Genomic DNA, 20175 nt, shown 5'->3' with positions numbered 1-20175 from the left:
GTGGCGGGGAACACACCGCCGCTAGACCCTCGAACTTAAAAGTTTCTGGGTTTACGTGTTAGGATACTTTGGTTCAAACGGTTTCCCTGTTATTAGATTAACTAGGCTGAAACCTCACTTTTTCACCTTAACACTTACGTATAGAATTTTAACCAACAAACGATTCATTGTTGGAACCCTATATTCTATTGTACTTTCAAAGAACAATTGTCTTGAATATATTATAGCACAAGTGTTCTGGTGTTTCAACAACTTTGGCTAAAGCCAACTGAAAATTCATCCCATGTCTAAAGACGGGCTACTCCCTGCACGGGTGTTCTTTTCGAATAATCATAAAAATTTCCAAAAGTGAAAATACTATTCTTGTCAACACTTAGAAGTTGAATTTATATTCTTAGCCTTCGTTTTCGACACAATTCAACAGTGGTAGACACATACTTTTCCAATAAGCGGATAAGCTATTTCTATCATGATGAAGGAGTTATTTAAATGGGAAAAAGTGTTGTGGATGAATTAAATCAATTTCTTGAGGGTAATTTGATGGCTGTTCATGCTTATGAAGATTATATTGAGCATATGCAAGATCCTGGGATCAAGCAAATCCTGCAAGGCCTCCAACAACGCCATAAACAGCATGCCACACAAGTAGCAGAAAGAATTCAAAACCTTGGTGGAGTACCAGTTAATGATGTAGGCATGAAAGCTAAAATGGTCGAATTCATGAAAAACTTTAAAGGTACTGCTCTAGGGACAGAGGAGATTCTTAAAGATGCCGCCGCTGGGGAACAGCGTGGAATTGAGGCATCGAAAACAATCCTCCAAAATGATCTTGATCCTGAAAGTTTGCAGTTAGTAAAAAATATATTATCCCATGATGAAAAACATATCGAACAGTTGCACACTTTAATTCAACAAAATAACTAAAATTCGGGGCGTGCCAGGCACACGGAAAAGCAGAAGGTAGCGTTTAGCGACGTACAAACTTCTACAATAAGGATGAACGGCTAAAGACGCGCCGTCCTGGCGCAACGCCGTTCTGACCAACGTCCTGTTGGCCTGAGATAAAGGAAACACGATGAACCCGATAGGGTGAATCGATGTTGACTTATCGTAGGAAGAAGCGTAGAAGTGTGCTAGTCGTTGCTGCCTGGAGCCAGACACGCCCCGAATTATTCTACACCAAAAATCACATGGGCCTTAGGCAATGATTTTTTAAAATAAGAGGCGAAATTTTGATCAAAGTATTCCGCATCAGCTTTGTGCTCTACTCGAATATCTTTTTCTAAGACGAATTGATGCAGTTCATAGACAGAGTCGAGGTTATTCCAAACGTTGAGACTGGAGCCATCCTTTAAATGAAGATTGTATTTCTTAATGACTTTCAATGGCATGAGCTGGTTGTCTCTCCGCGGTTTTATATGATCCTCACGATAAATATTTGTAGAAACATAGTCTACATCATCCCAAGATTTCGAACTTCCCCATACTACACGAAATTTTACAATTTTTTCTTCATTCACCGCATTGAACCATAATGAAGTAATGAAAAAGCCAGCAATGGACAAAACGAGGAATAGAGGAAGAAGCTTTTTACCTGCAGGAGCTAGCGGGATATAACGGATAAATAGAATAATTAGCATGATGGCAACGGCAAAATATTTTGTAATATGCACCATCGGGCTCGCAAAAGTAATGTATTTAAAGGAACGGATTAAACAGAAGTAAATTCCACGTATAATCCATTCAGTTGCAAAATAAACGACTCCAAGTGAAATAAGTAAAATAGAAAGCTTTTTAATCACATGCGCTCCCTCCCATATAATGAGTGAAGGGTGTTTCAATTCGAAACACCCCTCTACTTTTTTAAATTAGTTCATTGGTGCAAACGCATCAGCTGAGCGCCAGTCTTCGATCGTTTCCATTTTATTAATAGTTACAATTTCACCATCTCTAATTTCAAATACGCGCCATGAATTTCCTGCCTGATTAACAGGGACGTTGTAAGTTTCAAGCAAAGTATTTCCTCTGTAAATTTGTACTCTTGCACTAGAATTCGCTAAATCAGATTGATTTTCTTCATCTAGATAACGCCCTGTATAGTTGTGGATGGCATACGTATAAGTACCCATTTGCAATCTATTTATAACGGTTACTGTTTCAGGTCCGTACGATGTCACATCATCACGGTCTAGATTGACGTCATTTGCCTCATCTTGATACTTCTTATCAGCATACCATATATGGAAACGACCTCCATCCGCTTTCGGTCCAGTTAAATGCGAATCCAAGTCACGTGGACTTTCACCCCATGTTAAGACGATTCTTAAATTATCATCAAGAACGCCATCTGGAGAAATCGTCGCATTTTGATCAGGTCTTTCTTGATCACCAATTGCTAAAATGTTAGCGTGCGTAGGAATATACCCTTCTGCACTTAAAGCCATCGTATAGTTTCCACCTGGTAGTTCTACTGCATAATTCCCTTGATCATCCGTTGTGATCGTTTTAACGACATCACCTGTTGTTTCGTTTTTACCTTTACGGATTTCAATCTTCACACCCGCTACACCAAATCCTGTTAATGCATTTTGAATTTGACCAGAGGCTGTTCCAATACCGCCATGTTCTTCTCCGACTAATTGCAATTTAGAATCATAAGTCGTTGTATTCGCGGAAGTAATTTTAATATTAGACGTATCTGTTATATACCCTGGATATGACACTTCAACCTTATAAGTACCAGGAGAAAGTCTCGTCTTGTATGTTCCGTTTTCAGCTGTTTGAATTTCAGCTACGACACGATCCTCTTTATAAACTTTCACACTTGCATTTTGGAGTGGAGTTTCTTCAACCGCATCGACGACTTCCCCAATCAAGTCACCTTTTTCGCGATCATCGACAATTTTAACAGTGACAGTATCTGATATTTCTCTTCCTTGTTGATCGTAAAAGGCTTTAACTGTAATGACATCGCCATCTTGAGCTGCATCTGTTGCGATAATATCAACTCGGTTCGATTGTTTTTTTACTTTAATGCTGTCAGGATCTGAAATTTTAAACTTCAGATTTTCGGCATCATTAATGCCTGCCTCTTTTGTATTATCTCTGGCAACAACGGTAATTGACTTAGTCTCACCTGGACTCATTTCAAGCTCAGCAGGATTCGCTGTAATCGAACTTACACAGCTGCCAAATGTTTTACTCCATATTGATTTGGACACATTTACACTGCCTTTGGATTCCCATTTTACAATTGGAGCCCTAAGATTTAATTTTCCATCAAAGGACGCAGCTAGTCCGATACATTGAAACAAACCATTTCCACCTAGAATAGAAGTGGTAGCTGAACCAGTTAAGCTTCCTGTTAAACCTGCACCAGCTAAGTCCCAACCAAGACCTCTAACTAAAACAGACATCCTTACACCAGATGAAATACTTCCCGTTCCATTCACATCTGACCCACTGAAATATGGATCAAAATGCTCTTCTGGATATGTCCGTATTCCTGAACCTCTTTCATAAGCAATTCCAAAGTTTTCTCGCACACCCGCAGAAACGACAACACTTACTTTACCAGTTGCACTCGATACTAAATCAAAAGGTACACTTACGGCAAGACCTGGAATTTGTGTAGGAATAACGATTTTCCCTAAAGGAATCGGTTTAAACGTTTTTGTAACACTACTCTTCATTTCAGCATTGATTTTTTGTTCCCCTTGGAAATTGAAATCAAAGGATTGAACAGGATTAAAGCCTAGTCGCCACTCGATATCACCTGATAACTTTCCGCTCAATTCTAGTGATCCGCCAATGGAGAATTCTTCGTCCTTATAAATATTATCTAGTCTTAATGTTACTTTATTTCCAATAGATGCTCTTGACTCTGCCGCTTGAAACATACTGAATGTACGTGGTTCAATCCCTGCGTCAGGCTCAATCTGGATCCCTTCTGCCGGAATAAAGTTATTTTCGTTCACATCAACTTCAAGATCGCCAATAATTTCACTAAAAATATCTTCTAATTCAGGTTCAGCTAAGTTAAGTGTTACTTGTCCATCTTGAACATGAACAGACTCGACTTGGAATGCGATCCCCTCTGGGAAGCCTTCCCATTCCGGAAGAACGATAAAGTCATTAGCTCGAATATCTAGTGCCTCACTCAAAGTCGCTTTCGTTAAATCATCCGATAGATTCGTAAATTTCGAGGCATCTTCATCTGCCAAATAAATAGCACTTGGTTGTAGAGTTGAATGATTATTACCATTGCTCAATGTTTTACCAAGTTCAATTTTTCCAGTTCCATTTTCTACTTTAATATCGTTTAAGCCATTCGCAATAACGGATGCAACTAAATCGACACTCTGCACTTTATACGTAGCATCTTCGATAAGTCGTACGAGGAAATAGCCTTCGTCATCCGTTTCAACGACATGCTGAATTATTTCTTCATCAATCGTTGTCGTAAAAGTTAATTCGTGATTTGTAAGTAATTGACCATCCTCATTATAAGCTGTTCCCGTAACAGGAATTTCCACTCGATTATCATGAATTTCAGCTGTAACAGTCGTTTTAAAATCATACTGGCGCTCACCAATTGAAATGTGGTGACTTTTAGTTAATGTATGGATATTTTCTTGTTCAAGCGTCCCTTCAGCATGAGCAACAGAATATGCTGGAAGCAACATAGCTAATGCTAATAAAAGTGGTGCTGTTTTCGGAATGCGCTTTTTCCGAATCGCAATAAATGCAAATACACCTGTCACAAGCGACACTAGTAAAATAATCCAATATTTCATGAGACTCGTATCGTCACCTGTTTGCGGAGCAATTGTATTGCTCGTTTCTTCTTTAGGCTTTTCGCTTGTTCCGCCTTTATCTTGGTCTTCCCCTTTATCCACAGCAGGCGGTGGTGTGCTAGTATTATCTTCCTCATTCATCTCATCAATAACTGACTGCTTAAGCTTAGATGTATAAGTGAATTCAACCGAATCACCACGCTCCAAACCTTCCACATTCCAAATAATTTGCCCATCTTTTAACTCAATATCTTCATCGAGTATATCTAGATCCTCAGGAAAATTGGTTTTCACTTCCAGATTTTTACCAGAATATCGATTGGAAATATTCGTAATCGTAATTTTCGATTGGACTTCATCACCATGATTATATGATTCCTGATCAGTGGAGATGTCAATATCAAATATAGGTGTATCTGCTTCAGCAGCGTTCACACCACTAATTAAACTAAAGAATGCAACAATGAATAGAACTGTTGCGAAAAAGTGCTTTTTCATACGCATTTACTCATTCCCCTTTATCAATTTAGCATGTACAACGACTCTTTCATCAGTCGCGAAATTCGTACAAGTTGCTAATGTTATAATCTGATTGTTTTCAGCAAACTCATTGGAAAAAGCTCTACTAGACTTATTTGTTATACTTTGAATAAAATTTTCGCTATCGTGGTCTGATTTAAAGTCGACATCCATCCAGTCCGTTTCGCGGGTTATGTAAGCCGAAAAAATTTCCCATTCGTATGTTTGATTTTTAAATTCGAACCTAATATGATTGGTCGAGGAGAATTTTCCATCCAAAACTTCTCCTAAATTCGCAAACATACTTTTATCCTTCATATTGTGACCATAGATAATAGTGTGAAAGTCTAAATGATCACCTGAATTTCGATAATCCATAAAAATAGCTCCTGCGCGGTCTTCTTCTTTATAAAAATTGTGAGTTAAATAAAAGTCATTATCCTGACCTAGCACAACTGGATATTGAATATCCGTCCCATCGACCGATAACCACCCTACATAATCATCGTTAATTCCTGCCAGCTGCTGACTTTCATCTTCTGATTCCGACTTTTCATAAATAGTCCGAAGCTGCTCATACTTTTTTCCACTCACCTTAGATTCATTGAAATGAATCATAAGATAATATAAAGAATATATAATGCCTATCAAACTAATTAATAAAGTAAAACATAATAATAGCTTACGAATCTATTATCGCCCCCCAAAAATATGGAAAATTTTCACACACACGATTTTAACTATAGTTTGAATTGCTAGAAAAGTAAACACACCAAATGTCATAACGTGACAATCGGTGGATATTACTGGTATTTTTTCCCTAATAATGTGGAATTTCTTGATCAATTTGTCCATAAAAATAACCTACTGAATTTTCTTAACTCAGTAGGTTATTTTACTCATTACTTTTTAACTACATATTGCATTGTGACTGGCACCGTTTTTCCCATTGTTGCTTTCAACAAACTAATTTCGCCGGTTTGGGGAATTGCCACTTCAGAATCAACTTTAAAATTTTCCTTTAAAGCAATTGTCCAAATAGCTTCATCATCTCGGACTAACACAATCGCAAGCGTTCCAAACTGGACAATATGATCCCAATCAAACAATTCGCTTTCGCCATTGCTTATTACCGTAATTCCTTCTGTATTGCTAATGACCTCTTTACCTCCTCCGCTCCAATTTCCATAGAGGGAAGGGCCAACATAATAATATGATCTTCCACCACCACGATCCCCATAAGTAGCGATATATTGGTGAATCGTATCATCTGTAGCTTTATATGTAACGGCCGCGATGTCTTTTGCTAGCCAATTTACTTTAAAGTTTCCAGTAGTTTGATAAGGAAACTTCTCTTTAGGGCGTGCTAGTAGATAATAATACGTTCTATAATAAGTGGCTTCCCCGCTATTTTGATCCATTTTAATAGAAAGAACATGTTTACCGTCTGGAGAAAGATATAGCATATTCTTCATTTTTTGATGATCAGTCACTAAAAATGCACAATTGGCGATCGCAAAGAGCAATATAATGATCCCGCCGACTAGCTTCATATTTTTGTGGAGGGAAAACATGAGTATGAATGCTAGAGCAATACAAATCGAAAAGAAGATATTAATGACATAGTAAAAACGATCATCACTATATTCCACCTGGAATTGCGAGTGGAGGAAGAGAAAAACCATTTGGATAGCGAAAAGACCAATCGCCACAACGAAGGCAATAAAACCGATTTTCTTCCTATTCAATTGGCTCAACCTCCTTGGAAAATTCCCATGTCATCCCATTATCCTTTGATATGAATTTCCCTTTTATTTTTCCACCTTGATAGTCGCCATTTGAGCCTTGATTGATCAAAATAGCTAGATGTTCCTTTTCCTTCACTGGTGTTTCCGCTATAACAAAAATTTGACTGTACTGCTCGGGAATATCGATTGCGGCCTCTGTCCACGTATCTCCTGCATTTTGCGTTACAAAAAGTGTAGGCTGCTCAGGATTTAGAGTCCCGTATGATAGGAAGCCCGTTTGTTCATCAACGAAGCCACCATCGGCTAGTAAGCTTGTCATGTTTGAACGATTCGTTTCCCTCCAGCTCTTTCCACCATCATTCGTCAAAAAGACGCTTGAGAGCTCTTGTGACATCGTTCGGTCACCAGTCATAATCGCATAGCCGAAATCTCCGTTTAAAAAACCTATTTTTCTGAAACGAATGGACGGGTAATTTTCCGTGATGGCAGATTGTTGCCAAGATTCTCCTTGATCCAAGGAATAAAGCCACTTGATATGTATACCGTATGGAATCGCATCTTCAGAATAGATAAATCCGACAAGATCTTCTGTTAACATATAGCTATTTTTAATAAGGTCTTGTTGATTGCCGCTATATTCGCCGGCAAATAAGCTTTCTATTTCAAGTGGTACATGTGTCCAGTGTTCTCCCTGATCAAACGTAATATGGAGCTCGCCATTTTGCAAAGAGTAATCAATTGTTTTCTCAGCATATAAAGGGGCAGGTTCTGATGGTGCTTCTTCTGGCTGTCTTTCCTGCACTTCTGTTGTTTTGGGCTGGATGAAATAAATCAATCCAACGATTTGGCCAATGAACATGAGACTAGATAGGCCGATCATGACTTTTTTCATCGTACGAACCCCTTTTCTTGGACAAACCTTTAAATCCTGTCTACTCAATCTTTCTTCACAATTACCTAATAATCCTTCATTCGGGTGCCTGGCACTACCCGAATTTTGTAGAAAAATGACGAATTGACACATTCGACATTTTTCGGGTGGTGCCTGGCACTTTAGCCCAAAAAAACAAGGCGATAAAGCTGGGCTTCTCACCTTGTTCTTATATTCTTACCTATTTTGATCAATTTCAATTTTCAAATCCTCTGCTTCTTCCTGCCCTTCCCTCAATGCTGTGTTGACGTCGATGCCTTCGAGTGCTATTTTGCGCTGAATTTCGTCTAATACCGTATAAATATCACGATCATAGATTGTCGGGCGCGGCCCAGGTGCTGCTTCTGATTTTAAGACTGCCTCTAAATTTTTTTCTTCAAAAGCTCCTGAAGAGGCCGCATAAGTATTTCGGATTTCATCATTATCTAACACAGTAAGCCGAGCTACATCTTCACTTAAGTAAGTTTGCACTTCATCTGATACTACTTCCTCTAATAAACGCAAGGCCGCATCGCGATTTTCCGCTGTTTCCGGTACAGCTAATACATGGTAATCGACTTCTCTCCCTAGACCAGGAGCATCTTCAAACGAAGGAAATGTAGTAATATCCCATTCTATTCCCGTTTCTTCCATAATCGGAATTCGGCTGTTTACATTAATGAGCCAGTACGGAAACATAGCCAAACGCCGCTCTTTCATGAAAAAGTCCATACCATAAGTGTAAAGCTCCCCACTATGATCGACAATGCCGGGAATGTTGTACAAACCGTTAAGCATTTCAAATATTTCTTTATAACCTGGATCAGTATTAATATTAATTTCACCATTTTCATCAACCGATGATAATCCTTTAGGTCTTGTTAAAACTCTTGCACCTGTTGCATCAAGACCAATGTAATCAATACCATCTTTATTTCCTGTCACCTTTTCTCCTAACGCTATAACTTCATTCCATGTCATACCTTCCTCTGGATAGGGAACATCGAATTTATCAAAAACTTCTTTATTATAAATAAGTACTCCTTGATTCATTGAAACTGGCATTGCATAAATCGCCTCAGGTGTGTTTTTCATTTCAGCAAAGACTTTCAAATTTTCCGCGACAGCCGGATTAAACATATTCAAATCTAATCCCCTATCTTCAAAAAACCTGACATATCACCGGCTAATTCCATATCAATATGCTCCAATAAATAGTAATTACTTGAAGCAATCAAGTCAGGAACACGACCGGATGCAATCATGTCTTCAATATTTACATCCTCAAGCAGCTCTATCTTGACATTTGGATATTTGTCCAACACAGGTGCAAAAAACTCTTGGACAAGATTATCATCAATTAGGCCCATCGCTCGATTCCAAAGCGTGATTGTAACGGATTCATTTAAAATATCTTCAGAGATATCTGCGACTTGCTCCTCATTACCTCTATCTTCATTTTTTAGCTGCTCCTGGGTCACAGGCTCCTTATCATTCTGGCATGCAACAAGGAAAAACAATAAAGCGATAACTCCATAAATCCTTATTCTAGAAAGCATCTTCATGAAATTCCTCCTTATGAAAAATGTCGTCGTTTATATGTACATCCTCAACTTGCTTCTTTTAAAAATATTTAGTCACTCCCTTCATTCCGTTGATTCTATTAGCTCACCCGGGTATAAAGAAAGACAACCCAAATTGAAGTAACTTCAATTTGGGTTGTCTCAATATTCTCCGTCCCGTTTTGAACTCATTACAGCTCTAATATCCACTTTTAATATTAAAGGAAAATTCACTAAACTATATGTATAATATCCTTAAAATTATAGTAATTCGTCCTGCATGTAAAGTCAACTAATTTTTGGAAAAATCCAACAAATAGGAAAATAGCAATAGATACTATGACTCTAGATAGGCTTTTGGAGACAGGGATTCCTTTCCAAGTAACTTCCAATGATATGACTATGTGTCTCCACAATATCATATAAAGATAGATCGGAAATGAGGACAAATTTTAACTGTAGTGATTCCTCACTGCAGACTAGACTAATATTATTCGGTACGTTCACTATGTAAGCTACAGTCACAATTCTCAGTACATTTCCATCTGGATAAGCAACGATTCGTGAAGGATCGGAAAAGATATCAAACATCTGAAAGGTTGTTATTTCAACGCCTGTCTCTTCCAAAACTTCCCTCTTCAAACAATCTTCTAGCGATTCTGTTTTTTGAAGACCGCCGCCAACTAATGACCATCTATTGCTATCTGTCCGCCTTTCTAACAGAAGGTAATCCTCGTTCCTAATAATAGCAGCAACACCGATATGGTTTGGCTTATTTGGTTTAGGAGCTGCAGGGTTTTTATAAAAAAACTGCGCTTTTTTCATTAGTTATCCACCTCGTAATCTACTTTAAGTAAATATCTTTCTTAACCAACTGATGAGCGGTTTCACTATTTCTCCGTAAATCCAGCGAATGGGAGCATAAATAAATGTCTTCCAAAGCCAACGAATAGGATAATAGATGATATAAAGCCATAACCAAATGATCCCCTTCTTCAGTAGGTTAACTACAAATTGACAGTAGCGAAGAACAGGGAGCATAATCTCCCGATAAAACCAATACAACACGTATTTCCACAACAAATAAAAAGGATAATAAAAGGTATAAAATAGAATCGGAAACAATAGTTTCTTCCAAAATGGAATGATTACTTTTTTCCACAATGGAATTAGTATTATCCCCCCTATCCAGCCTAAAGGAATAAAAACAAGATAATGGACCATTGGCTTTAAGAGCCAACTCCATATAAAGTCAGCAATTGGTTTAAACAAACGATCCCACAGCCATTGGAATGGAATTACGACAAGGTAGGTAATTAGAAACGACCCTATTTGAAAGGTAAGATGAAAAGGAAAATACAAAATAAAAACAATCCCGCGCAGCAAATATTTTATAGGGTGCTCCGATTCTCTCAAACTAGTCACTCTCCTGCTCTTTCTTTCCATGAATATTATATGATCACAACCTCTGATGTCTACCGATATCCGCGGAGGAAGATTCGACAAATTTCGGGGCGTGTCCAGCTCCAGGCGCTATCGGCTCGAGGTCAAATAACGTGAGGCAATGAAAGGCAAAAAGCTCCTTTCTTTGCCTCAGAACATTTGCTTGTCGCCGATAAGCGGCCGTCTACCTTCTTTCTTTGTGCCAGCACCCACTCGAAAGAAATGCTCCAAAGGATACTCGAAATTACTTCTAAATTATTGATACTATTACATCATATTATTTTTTAGATTGGCAGGTTGATAAATGATGCGCACATGGATTACTCTACTTTTCGTTTTGCTTCTGCTTGGAGGATGCTCAGGAAAAGATGAAAAGGTGGAAAATGAAGAAGCAAATACGGCGAACGTAGAAGAAGTAACTAAAGAAGTGGAGGAACCCTTGGAGGAACCAGAAAAGGAGCCACAATCGTCCTCAGAACATAAGGACTTAAACACAATCAACCAAATAAAAATTCCAGCTAGTCAAGAGGAATTGCTTGAGCAGGATGGTGGACTTTTCACAAAAGATATAGCTTACGAGGAAGAAACGAAGCAAATTTGGGGGAATTTTGGATTGGGGGATTATGAGGAACAACTAACAGAAGAGCTACAAAAAGTAGCAAATTCGACTCAAGATCCTACGGCAATTTTCCAAGCCTTACATTATTATATCGGCAGCTATGCCTACGGTCGCGCTTCCGAAGAACTAGAAAATTACACAGTTGAATGGTTTGAGCCTTATTTACCAGAGCCAGATGAAATGGAAGAAAGTGAAGGAACAGCAACAGATCCTGGAAAAGCGCTCATCTTGTTAGACGCTAGTTCGAGCATGCTATTAAGTATTGAAGGTAAACAAAAAATGGATGTGGCTAAATCAGCGGCAGGGCGATTTGCCAATACGATTGGCAGTACACATGACGTATCCCTCATTGTTTACGGTCATGCCGGGACGCAAAATGATCAAGATAAACAACTGTCCTGCACAACGATTGACGAAATATATCCACTACAGCCATTCAATGCAGATACTTTCACTGCAGCCGTGGATAATGTAGAGGCGAAAGGTTGGACACCTATTGCGAATGCAATCAAGGCAGCCCGTGAAAAAATGGCTGGAACAAACGAAAATGTGACTCTTTATATAATTAGCGATGGTGCCGAAACTTGTGATGGGGATCCCGTTGCAGAAGCGAAAGCATTTGCTTCTGAAGACAGCGGCAGATCCGTTAACATTATCGGGTTTGATGTTGATGCAAAAGGAGAAAACGCCTTGAAAGAAGTCGCAGCCGCTGGTAACGGTGAGTACATCTCTGCCAAAACTATCGAAGACCTCAATAATTCAATTAGAAAAACTTGGGTGCCTTCCTTCCAGGAAATCATGAGCAAGTCTAATTCCTTAATCAAACATTGGGGACAGGATTTTCAATCAATGGTAGATCGGACGGATTTATCAGAAAAAATTTATTATACGAGTTTGAATGAGAAAAGCCGCTTTTATTCAGCACTCAACATTATGCGCGCTCAAAAGATGATCACGCCAGAAGTCTATGATGAAATTAAACAGTTAATCGAAGCAAAGGCGAAGCTGGCACTGACAGTTTATAAAGATCTCGATAAACAGAAAATGGACGAAATCGAAGCTGACCGCCAGCAGGTCATTGAGCGAGTTAACGAATGGAGCGATCGCATGAACGAATTGAGGAAAGCACAGGGTAATTAAATATAGGGCTTTTTGGGTCACAAACGGATCTTCAGTCTTCAATCAACTGTTTTGAGGACTGAAGATTTTTTTCTAACGGAATTCAGTCTTCATTTGGAGCTTTTGAAGATTGAGTTTCTTTTTTGCTGAAATTCGGTCCTCAGTCGGACTCTACGAGGGCTGAATTTCACTTTCCAACAAAATCGAGGCCCATTCTAACCTGATGTCCAGCGCTTTATTACCGATTAATTCCATTATAGCAACTTCCTGATTGCAGAATTTCTTTTAATTATATTGACTAATATAATTAACTTAATGTAATATATATTTAACATCATGTTAAAATTACTTTACAATCTGGAGGAGTGACTCCTTGAAAAATTTACGTTTAAAATTAGCACGGATCGAGCATGAGCTGTCGCAGGAGGAACTTGCGAAAACTGTTGGCGTTTCTAGGCAAACAATTGGGATGATTGAAGCGGGAAAATATAATCCCTCTCTAAATCTTTGTATTGCCATTTGTAAAGCATTAAATAAAACACTAAATGATTTATTTTGGGAGGAATAAAAATGGAAGCGAATCTTTTTAAACAGCTATTTACTGGTTTGCGTACAATTGGGTTGGAGGGTGACGAAAGGCAAGTCCAAGGCGCTAATAAAGTTATTTCTTATGGGATGTTTGGATTCATTAGCACGATGATTATTTATTCAATAATTGTGGAGACGCTTAATATTCGTTTCGATGTTCAAATTCCTTTCTCCATGTCAGAGCAAATCATCTTCCTCATTGGAATCATTTGTTTCATATGTTCCATTTATATTTGCAAAAATGGCCTAGTCGCAGGGGTTACTTCTTTTACCATTTTATTTTGCGGTATCGTCTTCCCCGCATTTTTATTATCGGAAATACCGATCCTTATGTTCGGTAATCATCAAGAGATTATTTCACTTATTAGCCTGCTTCTCATTCCTTTAATGATCCTAGCTTCTTACCAGCTTTTTAACTACATTTATAAAATAAATTATTTCAATGAGGAATAAAGTCTAAATTGAATATCCGACCTTCCCCCTATTTTTAATAAATCGGAAAAGTACGCTTTACAATTATTAGCGGGGACCCTATCATTACAATTATGGGTTTATCATAGACTGAAATTATAATATTTTTATTGGGGGCAAAAAGATGAGAAGGTCTTTAACATCATTGGCCAAGGCACTTTTAATTGTTCTATTTGCATCTGCCTTGTCGGGATGTAGTTTGTTAACGGCTATATTAGAAAGCGGCGACGACGGAATCACCTTTGGTACTGGAACTTTTGATGAAGGAATTACTCAAGAAAAAACCGTCTTTTCTCCGGATGATGATATTTTATTTGAAGCTTATACAAACAACGCATTCAAAACAACTTCTCTCCATTTTATTTTACTAAAGGATGAGCTAGACAGTGAATGGATCTACGATGAATGGGACCTAACGGTTGATCCGACGTGGAACACCCTTCTTTATGAATTCCATTTAGTGGACGAATATGGTGAATTAGAACAAGGCGACTATATTTTGCGAATGTTTAATAGTGATTCCGAACTAATGACAGAAGGCACGTTTACGGTTTCATAATGGCTGGGGAATTCCTTTCTTTTGAAAGGGATTTTTTATATTCAAGAGAGCCGGTACTATTTCGGGTACGCTCTGAAAAAGTAGAGCATTGTTCGCGTTAAGGCTTTTCTCCCTATTATTAAGCGTTAACGATCCCTGGCCTAAACATGAAAAAAGAGCATCTGCCCAGACATATGCAGATACTCTTTCGACAAAATTCGGGGCGTGCCAGGCACCTTATGAAGTTTTTTCTTTCCTTTGCAGAAGAACGGCGCCGATTACGATTATACCTTTGAAGGCTTCTCGCAAAAATGGCGGGACACCGAATAAATTTAAAAGGTTGTTCATGACAGCGATGATGAGCATACCGTACACAGTTCCGAGGATGAATCCTCTTCCCCCCATCATGCTCGTTCCGCCAACGACCGCAGCAGCGATTGCATCCATTTCGAGTCCGCGGCCGGCATTGGAAAAATCCATCGAACCAATCCGCGAAACTTGAATGATCGAAGCGATCGAAACGAGAACCCCCATTAAAGAGTAGACACCGAGTTTTACCTTATTTACGTTGACACCAGAAAGCTTGGCGGCTCTTTCATTCGAGCCAACCGCAATGATCTGTCTGCCAAAGGTTGTTCGTTTGGAGACATACCAAAGTATATAAGCAATTAGCGCCCAATAAATAATCGGCATGATCATATAGTTGCCCATTTTAAAACTGGCAATCTGTAAAAATTCCATCGGTACTTTCGGATTGTAGCCTTGCATGAAGTGCTGGGTCACACTTCGAAAAATCATCATTGCTCCAAGTGTTGCAATAAATGGCGGGACTTTCCCTTTTGTAATGGAAGCACCGATTAGTAAACCGAGTAAATAACCAAATAGCAACACTAAGATAATCGTTACAATATACGCAGGGATTCCTGTTAACCCTACGCCTGCCAAGATCCCTTTCGTACCTGTGTCCAAAAGAATCATGGAAAAAGCACCTGTCGCTACGAGGGTAGAACCTACTGCTAAGTCAATGCCTCCGGTCATAATAACGAATGTCATCCCTAAGGCGATAATTCCAGTACCCGCATTATTTCTTAAAATATTAATCCAGTTATTGATCCAAGATTGAAACCATTCACCAAATGAATTATAGTCAAATCCTAAAACCAATGTTTGTAAGATAATCATAATGATAAGAGCAATAGCTGTACTAAAAATTGGATCATTTGTCCATTTATGCGTGAACCATCCAATAAAGTTTTTATTCATTTTCACATTGGCATTTTCCATCATTGGCTATCCTTTCCCTTGCTTAAGTCGACTCTCCGCCCGTCGCAAGATTCATGATATCATGTTCATTCATTGTCGCTCCTGCCACTTCACCTTGGATCACTCCGTGGTACATGACTAGTGCACGATCACATACGCGGATAATTTCAGGTGCTTCGCTGGAAAGCACAATGATTGCAATGTTTTCATCCGCAAGTTTTAAAATAATATCATATATATCTTCTTTTGCACCAACGTCCACACCTTGAGTCGGATTATCTAAGATTAATACTTTCGGATTTGCGGCTAACCACTTGGCCAATACGACCTTTTGCTGATTCCCTCCCGAAAGGCTCGTAATACTATCCGTCAATTCTCCCATTTTCAACCGTAATGCTTGGCGTTGTTCGGCAAAAATTTCTCGATGCTTCTTTTCGTTAATTTTACCTCGTTTTGAAAATCTAGGCCATGTCGCAATCGACGCATTTTCAATAATATTCATATCTTTAATAATGGCATTTTCTTTTCTATTACGCGGCAGGTAGGCAATTCCTTCCTTAATCGCTTGATTTGTGCTTTTAATCACAACTTCTTTCCCGTTTAAAAACATTTTACCTGAAGTCACTTCATAGGCGCCGAAAATCGATTGGAAGAGTTCGCTGCGACCGTCACCGAGCAGCCCCGTCACTCCAACAATTTCACCGGCTCGAACGGAAAAGTGAACATCCCTAAATGCATGTTTTGACGTAAGTCCATCTACGCGTAAAACTTCTGGACCAAGTTTTTTCTCACGTAATAAAGGCTCAGTTCTTACATCAAATCCGACCATATAACGGGCAAGGTCATTCGTCGTGACATCTTTCACTTCCCCTTCTGACACAAGGTTTCCATCCCGGAGAACAACGTAGCGATTACATATTTGGATAACTTCATTTAGTTTGTGCGAGATAAAGATAATCCCAACATTACGTTCCTTAAGCATCTTCATCATCGCGAATACCCGTTCAATTTCTTGATCCGTTAAAGATGTAGTTGGTTCGTCCATAATAATGATCGAAGCCTTCGTCATCATCGCCCGACAAATTTCAACGATTTGCTTATAGGAAGCATCAAGGTCACGCACATGCATTCTTGGATCAAGGTTCACATTCATTTCTTTAAAAATTTTCTCTGTCTCTGAAAACATACGCTCTAAATCGAGGCTGCCCCTTTTCGTTTTCAACTCTCTGCCAAGGAACATATTTTCATAGATCGGTAAGTCATTAATCAAATTTAACTCCTGATGAATGAATGCGATCCCTGCTGCTTGTGACTGTCCAGGTGTACTAAACTCGGCCGGCTTTCCATCTATATAGATCGCCCCGGAATCCATCGGTAGGACACCGCCTAAAATGTTCATGAGCGTTGATTTTCCTGCTCCATTTTCACCTAATAAGGCACAAATTTCGCCGCCTTGTAGTGTAAACGAGACATTTTTCAGCACATCATTGCTTCCGAACGATTTTCGAATGCCCTTCATTTCAATTTTCATGCGATCACCACCGTTATCGAAAAGAGAGACCATAGCTATGCCATAATCCCTCTTTTAATTTCTGACTTTTTATAAGCAAACTCTAGGACTTAATAAGGTGATTTCTCATCAGTGAAGTCTTGATAATTATCACGATCGACAACAGTTGTTGGAATAACTTTTACCTTTTCAACATCTTTACCATTCAAAAGATCAAGCGCTACATCAACAGCATCTTTAACCATTGCTGGGCTATAAAGAGCAGATTGAATCCAAATATCTTGATTTTCCGGCATCATTTTGAAGTATTCCTGCATACCGCCGCCACCAGTTACAACTTTAATATCCTTTCTTCCAGCTTCACTAATCGCTTGAAGAACACCGATGGACGTTTCATCATCCATAGAATAAACAGCATCAATCTTGTCGTTACTTGTTAAAATATCCGCAAAATCCTTCAAACCGTCTTCACGAGTGAATTTAGTCGCATAAGTGCTAATGTTCATATCAGGTGCGATCTCTTTCATCGTATCAACGAAACCTTTCTTTCTTAACTCAGAAACAGAACCGGATGTTGGAACTTCAAGCATGACAACATTGCCTTCTTTTCCAATTTTATCAACAATATAATTAGCTCCTTGCACACCCATATCTTCGTTGTCACCAGAAACACGGTGAACACCTTCTGCATTGATTTCAATATCAAAGTTTACAACTTCAATTCCTTCATCTAATGCTCTTTGGATCGGCACTTCCATACCTTCCCATTGTGGGAATGCGACAATTGCTTCTGCTCCCCAAGTGATTAAATCATCCAACTGAGAAGTCATTTCTTCTGCATTTGAACTTGTTTGAATCTTATACTCAATTTCACCGGATAGCTCTTTTGCACGTGCTTCAGCATGATAAGCAACTGCAGCGACCCATCCATGTGTTACAGCCGGTGCAAGAATCCCAATTTTATGCTTCTTTCCACCTGCATCATTTCCGGAGTTCTTTTCGCCGCTCTCCTTCGTGTCGCCACTGCCACATGCGGTAAGAAGTGGGACCATGATTAGTAGAATTAATGTAAATACCGTTAATGCTTTCTTCATGAGTATACCCCCCATTTTATTAACAAAATTATAACCATCCTAACGGATAGCGATTACATCTTCTAAGTTTCCATTACATTATACGGCATAAGAAGTAGAGTGTAAATCGAATAAGAGACTTTCTTACTGGTTATTATTCAGGCAAAAAACAGCAGGACTTACTTCCTTTAAGAAGGCCCATGCTGCTTCTGTTTATTCTGCTCTAGGAATTTTTCAAACTCGGATAATGTGTCTGTCACTTCAGGTTGATTTTCTCCTTCTTCTAAACCGGTCAACTCCCAAATTTGATCATCGTGTTCTTCTTCGAGCTCCTCAGCCCTTTCCAACCTCTCTTGCTTTTCTTTAATTTGGTGAATAGCTTCTGCAAATCTCGCGAAAGGGTCTCCCTCAATTTGGATTTCCCGCGATGGCGCGTCTATTTCTTCTGGTCTGTCAACAGCCACTTCTACTTCTTTCTCCAGCGTTCTTGATGTTGGGTTCGAAGCTACAATAAATTCCTTTATAAGGAAATAACAATCCTTTATAAGACTTATTTGCTTGTCATAAATTTGTGTACCCTTTTTTAACGGATTATGTAAAAGACTTGTATCAATTTGGTAGAAAAGGAGTCTGTGCATTCTCCCGGCAGCCTTAATATTCAATTGTATTTCTTTTATTTCATTAGGTTCCTCTATCACATTGACATCAACTTCATGAACAGGATATTCTGCACTTAACTGTTGATTCACTAATAGTTCTACTTTTTCAACCTCGGAAAAGAAATAGCGAGATGCGATAAATGGCATATCTTTTAAAGGCTTTTTTACAGAAAAGTTTTCTGGCTCCCATAGACAAATATGCTCTGTATCCTCATTGACCGCCAGCCGTGCTAATAAGGAATCTGGTTCAAATACACGAGTTTCATTAACAGGTGCCCCCTCAGGACGGAATGATGCGATATATTTTTTATATTTCCTTTTGTTTTTCTCTAGACTTTCATGCCCGATAATAAATACGATGAATGACGCAATTGAAATGACGATACCGGAAATAATCCCTGCCCCAAACTCCCCTTTAATTAATAATATAACCAGTAGAACAATCCCAAGAATAAAGGTGGAACAGCCAATTGAAGCTAATGTGTTAAAAAAGCGATTATCCATGAACAGCACCCCTTCCTAAAAACATTAATCAAACGTTTGATTAATAAAGTTTATCCCGCATTAACTGGCTGTAAGACCCCCACTTCAAGAATTCGAGGAAAATACAAGAATTGTAAGTGGGGGATCAACAGCCAGTAAAAGCCCGATTCGTTCAACTAACAACCAGTGGGGGATGAAGAAAACCCCCACTGATTGAAGTTTCACTTTATTATATAGTGATCGAATGACAATGATGAAAAAAAGTAATCACCAGCACTTTTTTAAAGCACCCATGATTACTTCCATTCATTTCATTACTACATTCCGTAAAAATCCAGTGGAATTTCTTCAAGTTCAGGGATGATATAGTCAGCCAATCTATTCATATCATCAATATCATTTAAATTTAAAATATCACACTCAATGATGAATGTGCCTTCCACCATATTTTTCTTCCGAAACAACATTTTTTCACTATATTGACGGAAGCTCACCGGTTTGGCGTGACCTCCGATTTTTTCAAGCGCCTTTTTCACAGCTAATTCAAATGAATAATTTGTATAATGCTCATTTTCATATACGGTAATTTTAATTTCCTCTGCCACCTTTTATCACTCCTGCTACGTTTATTCCCATCTTCCTTTATTGAACATGCGCTCAAAACAGACACTTCTTTTTTACAAGTTTACAATTATCTTAAACTTAACCTCGATAAATGAAAGGTACTGACGAACCAGTTAATATTGACTAGTAATGAGTTTTGTTGAGTCGATTCCGGGAAGAAGGTGGAACGAACTGATTGGGACTGAGAAATCATTTTCCTTTTACAAAAAGCATAATTTAAAAAAATATTCTTCTTTCTCGAAAGATTCTT

The 20175-nt window shown here is 38.7% G+C and carries 19 protein-coding genes; 5 read left to right on the top strand and 14 right to left on the bottom strand.

The window, feature by feature from the left end:
- Positions 1–489: 489 nt before the first annotated feature.
- Positions 490–924: a DUF2383 domain-containing protein gene (locus BN1243_RS17060; RefSeq protein WP_062108831.1), complete on the top strand. Its 435-nt coding sequence runs from the start codon at positions 490–492 to the stop codon at positions 922–924.
- Positions 925–1169: 245 nt separating this feature from the next.
- On the opposite strand, the gene BN1243_RS17055 is transcribed toward BN1243_RS17060, so the two are convergent.
- From BN1243_RS17055 to BN1243_RS17015, 9 genes are all read right to left on the bottom strand, one after another.
- On the bottom strand, positions 1170–1802 hold the full coding sequence (locus tag BN1243_RS17055) for a hypothetical protein (protein WP_062108830.1): 633 nt from the start codon (positions 1800–1802) through the stop codon (positions 1170–1172).
- Between the two features lie 66 nt (positions 1803–1868).
- On the bottom strand, positions 1869–5300 hold the full coding sequence (locus BN1243_RS17050) for a carboxypeptidase regulatory-like domain-containing protein (RefSeq protein WP_062108829.1): 3432 nt from the start codon (positions 5298–5300) through the stop codon (positions 1869–1871).
- A complete protein-coding gene (gene srtB, locus BN1243_RS17045; RefSeq protein WP_268258089.1) occupies positions 5301–5972 on the bottom strand; it encodes a class B sortase in 672 nt (223 codons plus the stop codon).
- Between the two features lie 245 nt (positions 5973–6217).
- A complete protein-coding gene (locus BN1243_RS17040; protein WP_230200238.1) occupies positions 6218–7063 on the bottom strand; it encodes a hypothetical protein in 846 nt (281 codons plus the stop codon).
- Complete coding sequence (locus BN1243_RS17035) at positions 7056–7955, bottom strand: WD40/YVTN/BNR-like repeat-containing protein (RefSeq protein WP_062108823.1); 900 nt, start codon at positions 7953–7955, stop codon at positions 7056–7058. Before BN1243_RS17035 ends, BN1243_RS17040 begins: the two co-directional genes overlap by 8 nt.
- A gap of 216 nt (positions 7956–8171) precedes the next feature.
- Positions 8172–9113, bottom strand: coding sequence for an extracellular solute-binding protein (locus BN1243_RS17030; protein ID WP_230200334.1), 942 nt, complete (start codon positions 9111–9113; stop codon positions 8172–8174).
- 8 nt (positions 9114–9121) lie between these two features.
- Complete coding sequence (locus tag BN1243_RS17025) at positions 9122–9538, bottom strand: hypothetical protein (protein WP_062108820.1); 417 nt, start codon at positions 9536–9538, stop codon at positions 9122–9124.
- A gap of 342 nt (positions 9539–9880) precedes the next feature.
- Entirely contained in the window at positions 9881–10360 is a 480-nt protein-coding gene (locus BN1243_RS17020; RefSeq protein ID WP_062108819.1) for an NUDIX domain-containing protein, read from the bottom strand.
- 24 nt (positions 10361–10384) lie between these two features.
- The gene (locus BN1243_RS17015; protein WP_062108817.1) at positions 10385–10951 is read right to left on the bottom strand and encodes a hypothetical protein; all 567 of its coding nucleotides are present in this window, start codon (positions 10949–10951) and stop codon (positions 10385–10387) included.
- A 331-nt stretch (positions 10952–11282) separates the two neighbouring features.
- On the opposite strand from BN1243_RS17015, the gene BN1243_RS17010 reads away from it, so the two are divergent.
- The 4 genes from BN1243_RS17010 to BN1243_RS16995 all read left to right on the top strand — a co-directional run bounded on the left by BN1243_RS17010 (position 11283) and on the right by BN1243_RS16995 (position 14334).
- Positions 11283–12737 (top strand): vWA domain-containing protein, encoded by a 1455-nt coding sequence (locus BN1243_RS17010; RefSeq protein WP_084782047.1) that lies wholly within the window; start codon positions 11283–11285, stop codon positions 12735–12737.
- Between the two features lie 352 nt (positions 12738–13089).
- On the top strand, positions 13090–13284 hold the full coding sequence (locus BN1243_RS17005; RefSeq protein ID WP_062108813.1) for a helix-turn-helix transcriptional regulator: 195 nt from the start codon (positions 13090–13092) through the stop codon (positions 13282–13284).
- Between the two features lie 2 nt (positions 13285–13286).
- Complete coding sequence (locus tag BN1243_RS17000; protein ID WP_062108811.1) at positions 13287–13757, top strand: hypothetical protein; 471 nt, start codon at positions 13287–13289, stop codon at positions 13755–13757.
- 142 nt (positions 13758–13899) lie between these two features.
- Entirely contained in the window at positions 13900–14334 is a 435-nt protein-coding gene (locus tag BN1243_RS16995; RefSeq protein WP_062108809.1) for a hypothetical protein, read from the top strand.
- A 216-nt stretch (positions 14335–14550) separates the two neighbouring features.
- On the opposite strand, the gene BN1243_RS16990 is transcribed toward BN1243_RS16995, so the two are convergent.
- The 5 genes from BN1243_RS16990 to BN1243_RS16970 all read right to left on the bottom strand — a co-directional run bounded on the left by BN1243_RS16990 (position 14551) and on the right by BN1243_RS16970 (position 19906).
- On the bottom strand, positions 14551–15597 hold the full coding sequence (locus BN1243_RS16990; protein ID WP_195892126.1) for an ABC transporter permease: 1047 nt from the start codon (positions 15595–15597) through the stop codon (positions 14551–14553).
- Between the two features lie 22 nt (positions 15598–15619).
- On the bottom strand, positions 15620–17107 hold the full coding sequence (locus tag BN1243_RS16985) for a sugar ABC transporter ATP-binding protein (protein ID WP_062110723.1): 1488 nt from the start codon (positions 17105–17107) through the stop codon (positions 15620–15622).
- A gap of 89 nt (positions 17108–17196) precedes the next feature.
- On the bottom strand, positions 17197–18180 hold the full coding sequence (locus BN1243_RS16980; protein WP_062108805.1) for an ABC transporter substrate-binding protein: 984 nt from the start codon (positions 18178–18180) through the stop codon (positions 17197–17199).
- 167 nt (positions 18181–18347) lie between these two features.
- Positions 18348–19322 (bottom strand): hypothetical protein, encoded by a 975-nt coding sequence (locus BN1243_RS16975; RefSeq protein WP_062108803.1) that lies wholly within the window; start codon positions 19320–19322, stop codon positions 18348–18350.
- Positions 19323–19618: 296 nt separating this feature from the next.
- Positions 19619–19906, bottom strand: coding sequence for a hypothetical protein (locus tag BN1243_RS16970; RefSeq protein WP_062108801.1), 288 nt, complete (start codon positions 19904–19906; stop codon positions 19619–19621).
- Positions 19907–20175: the final 269 nt, after the last annotated feature.

The organism is Bacillus niameyensis (assembly GCF_001375535.1).
GTDB lineage: Bacteria > Bacillota > Bacilli > Bacillales > Bacillaceae_C > Lederbergia > Lederbergia niameyensis.
This window is presented reverse-complemented; position numbering and strand designations above follow the sequence as displayed.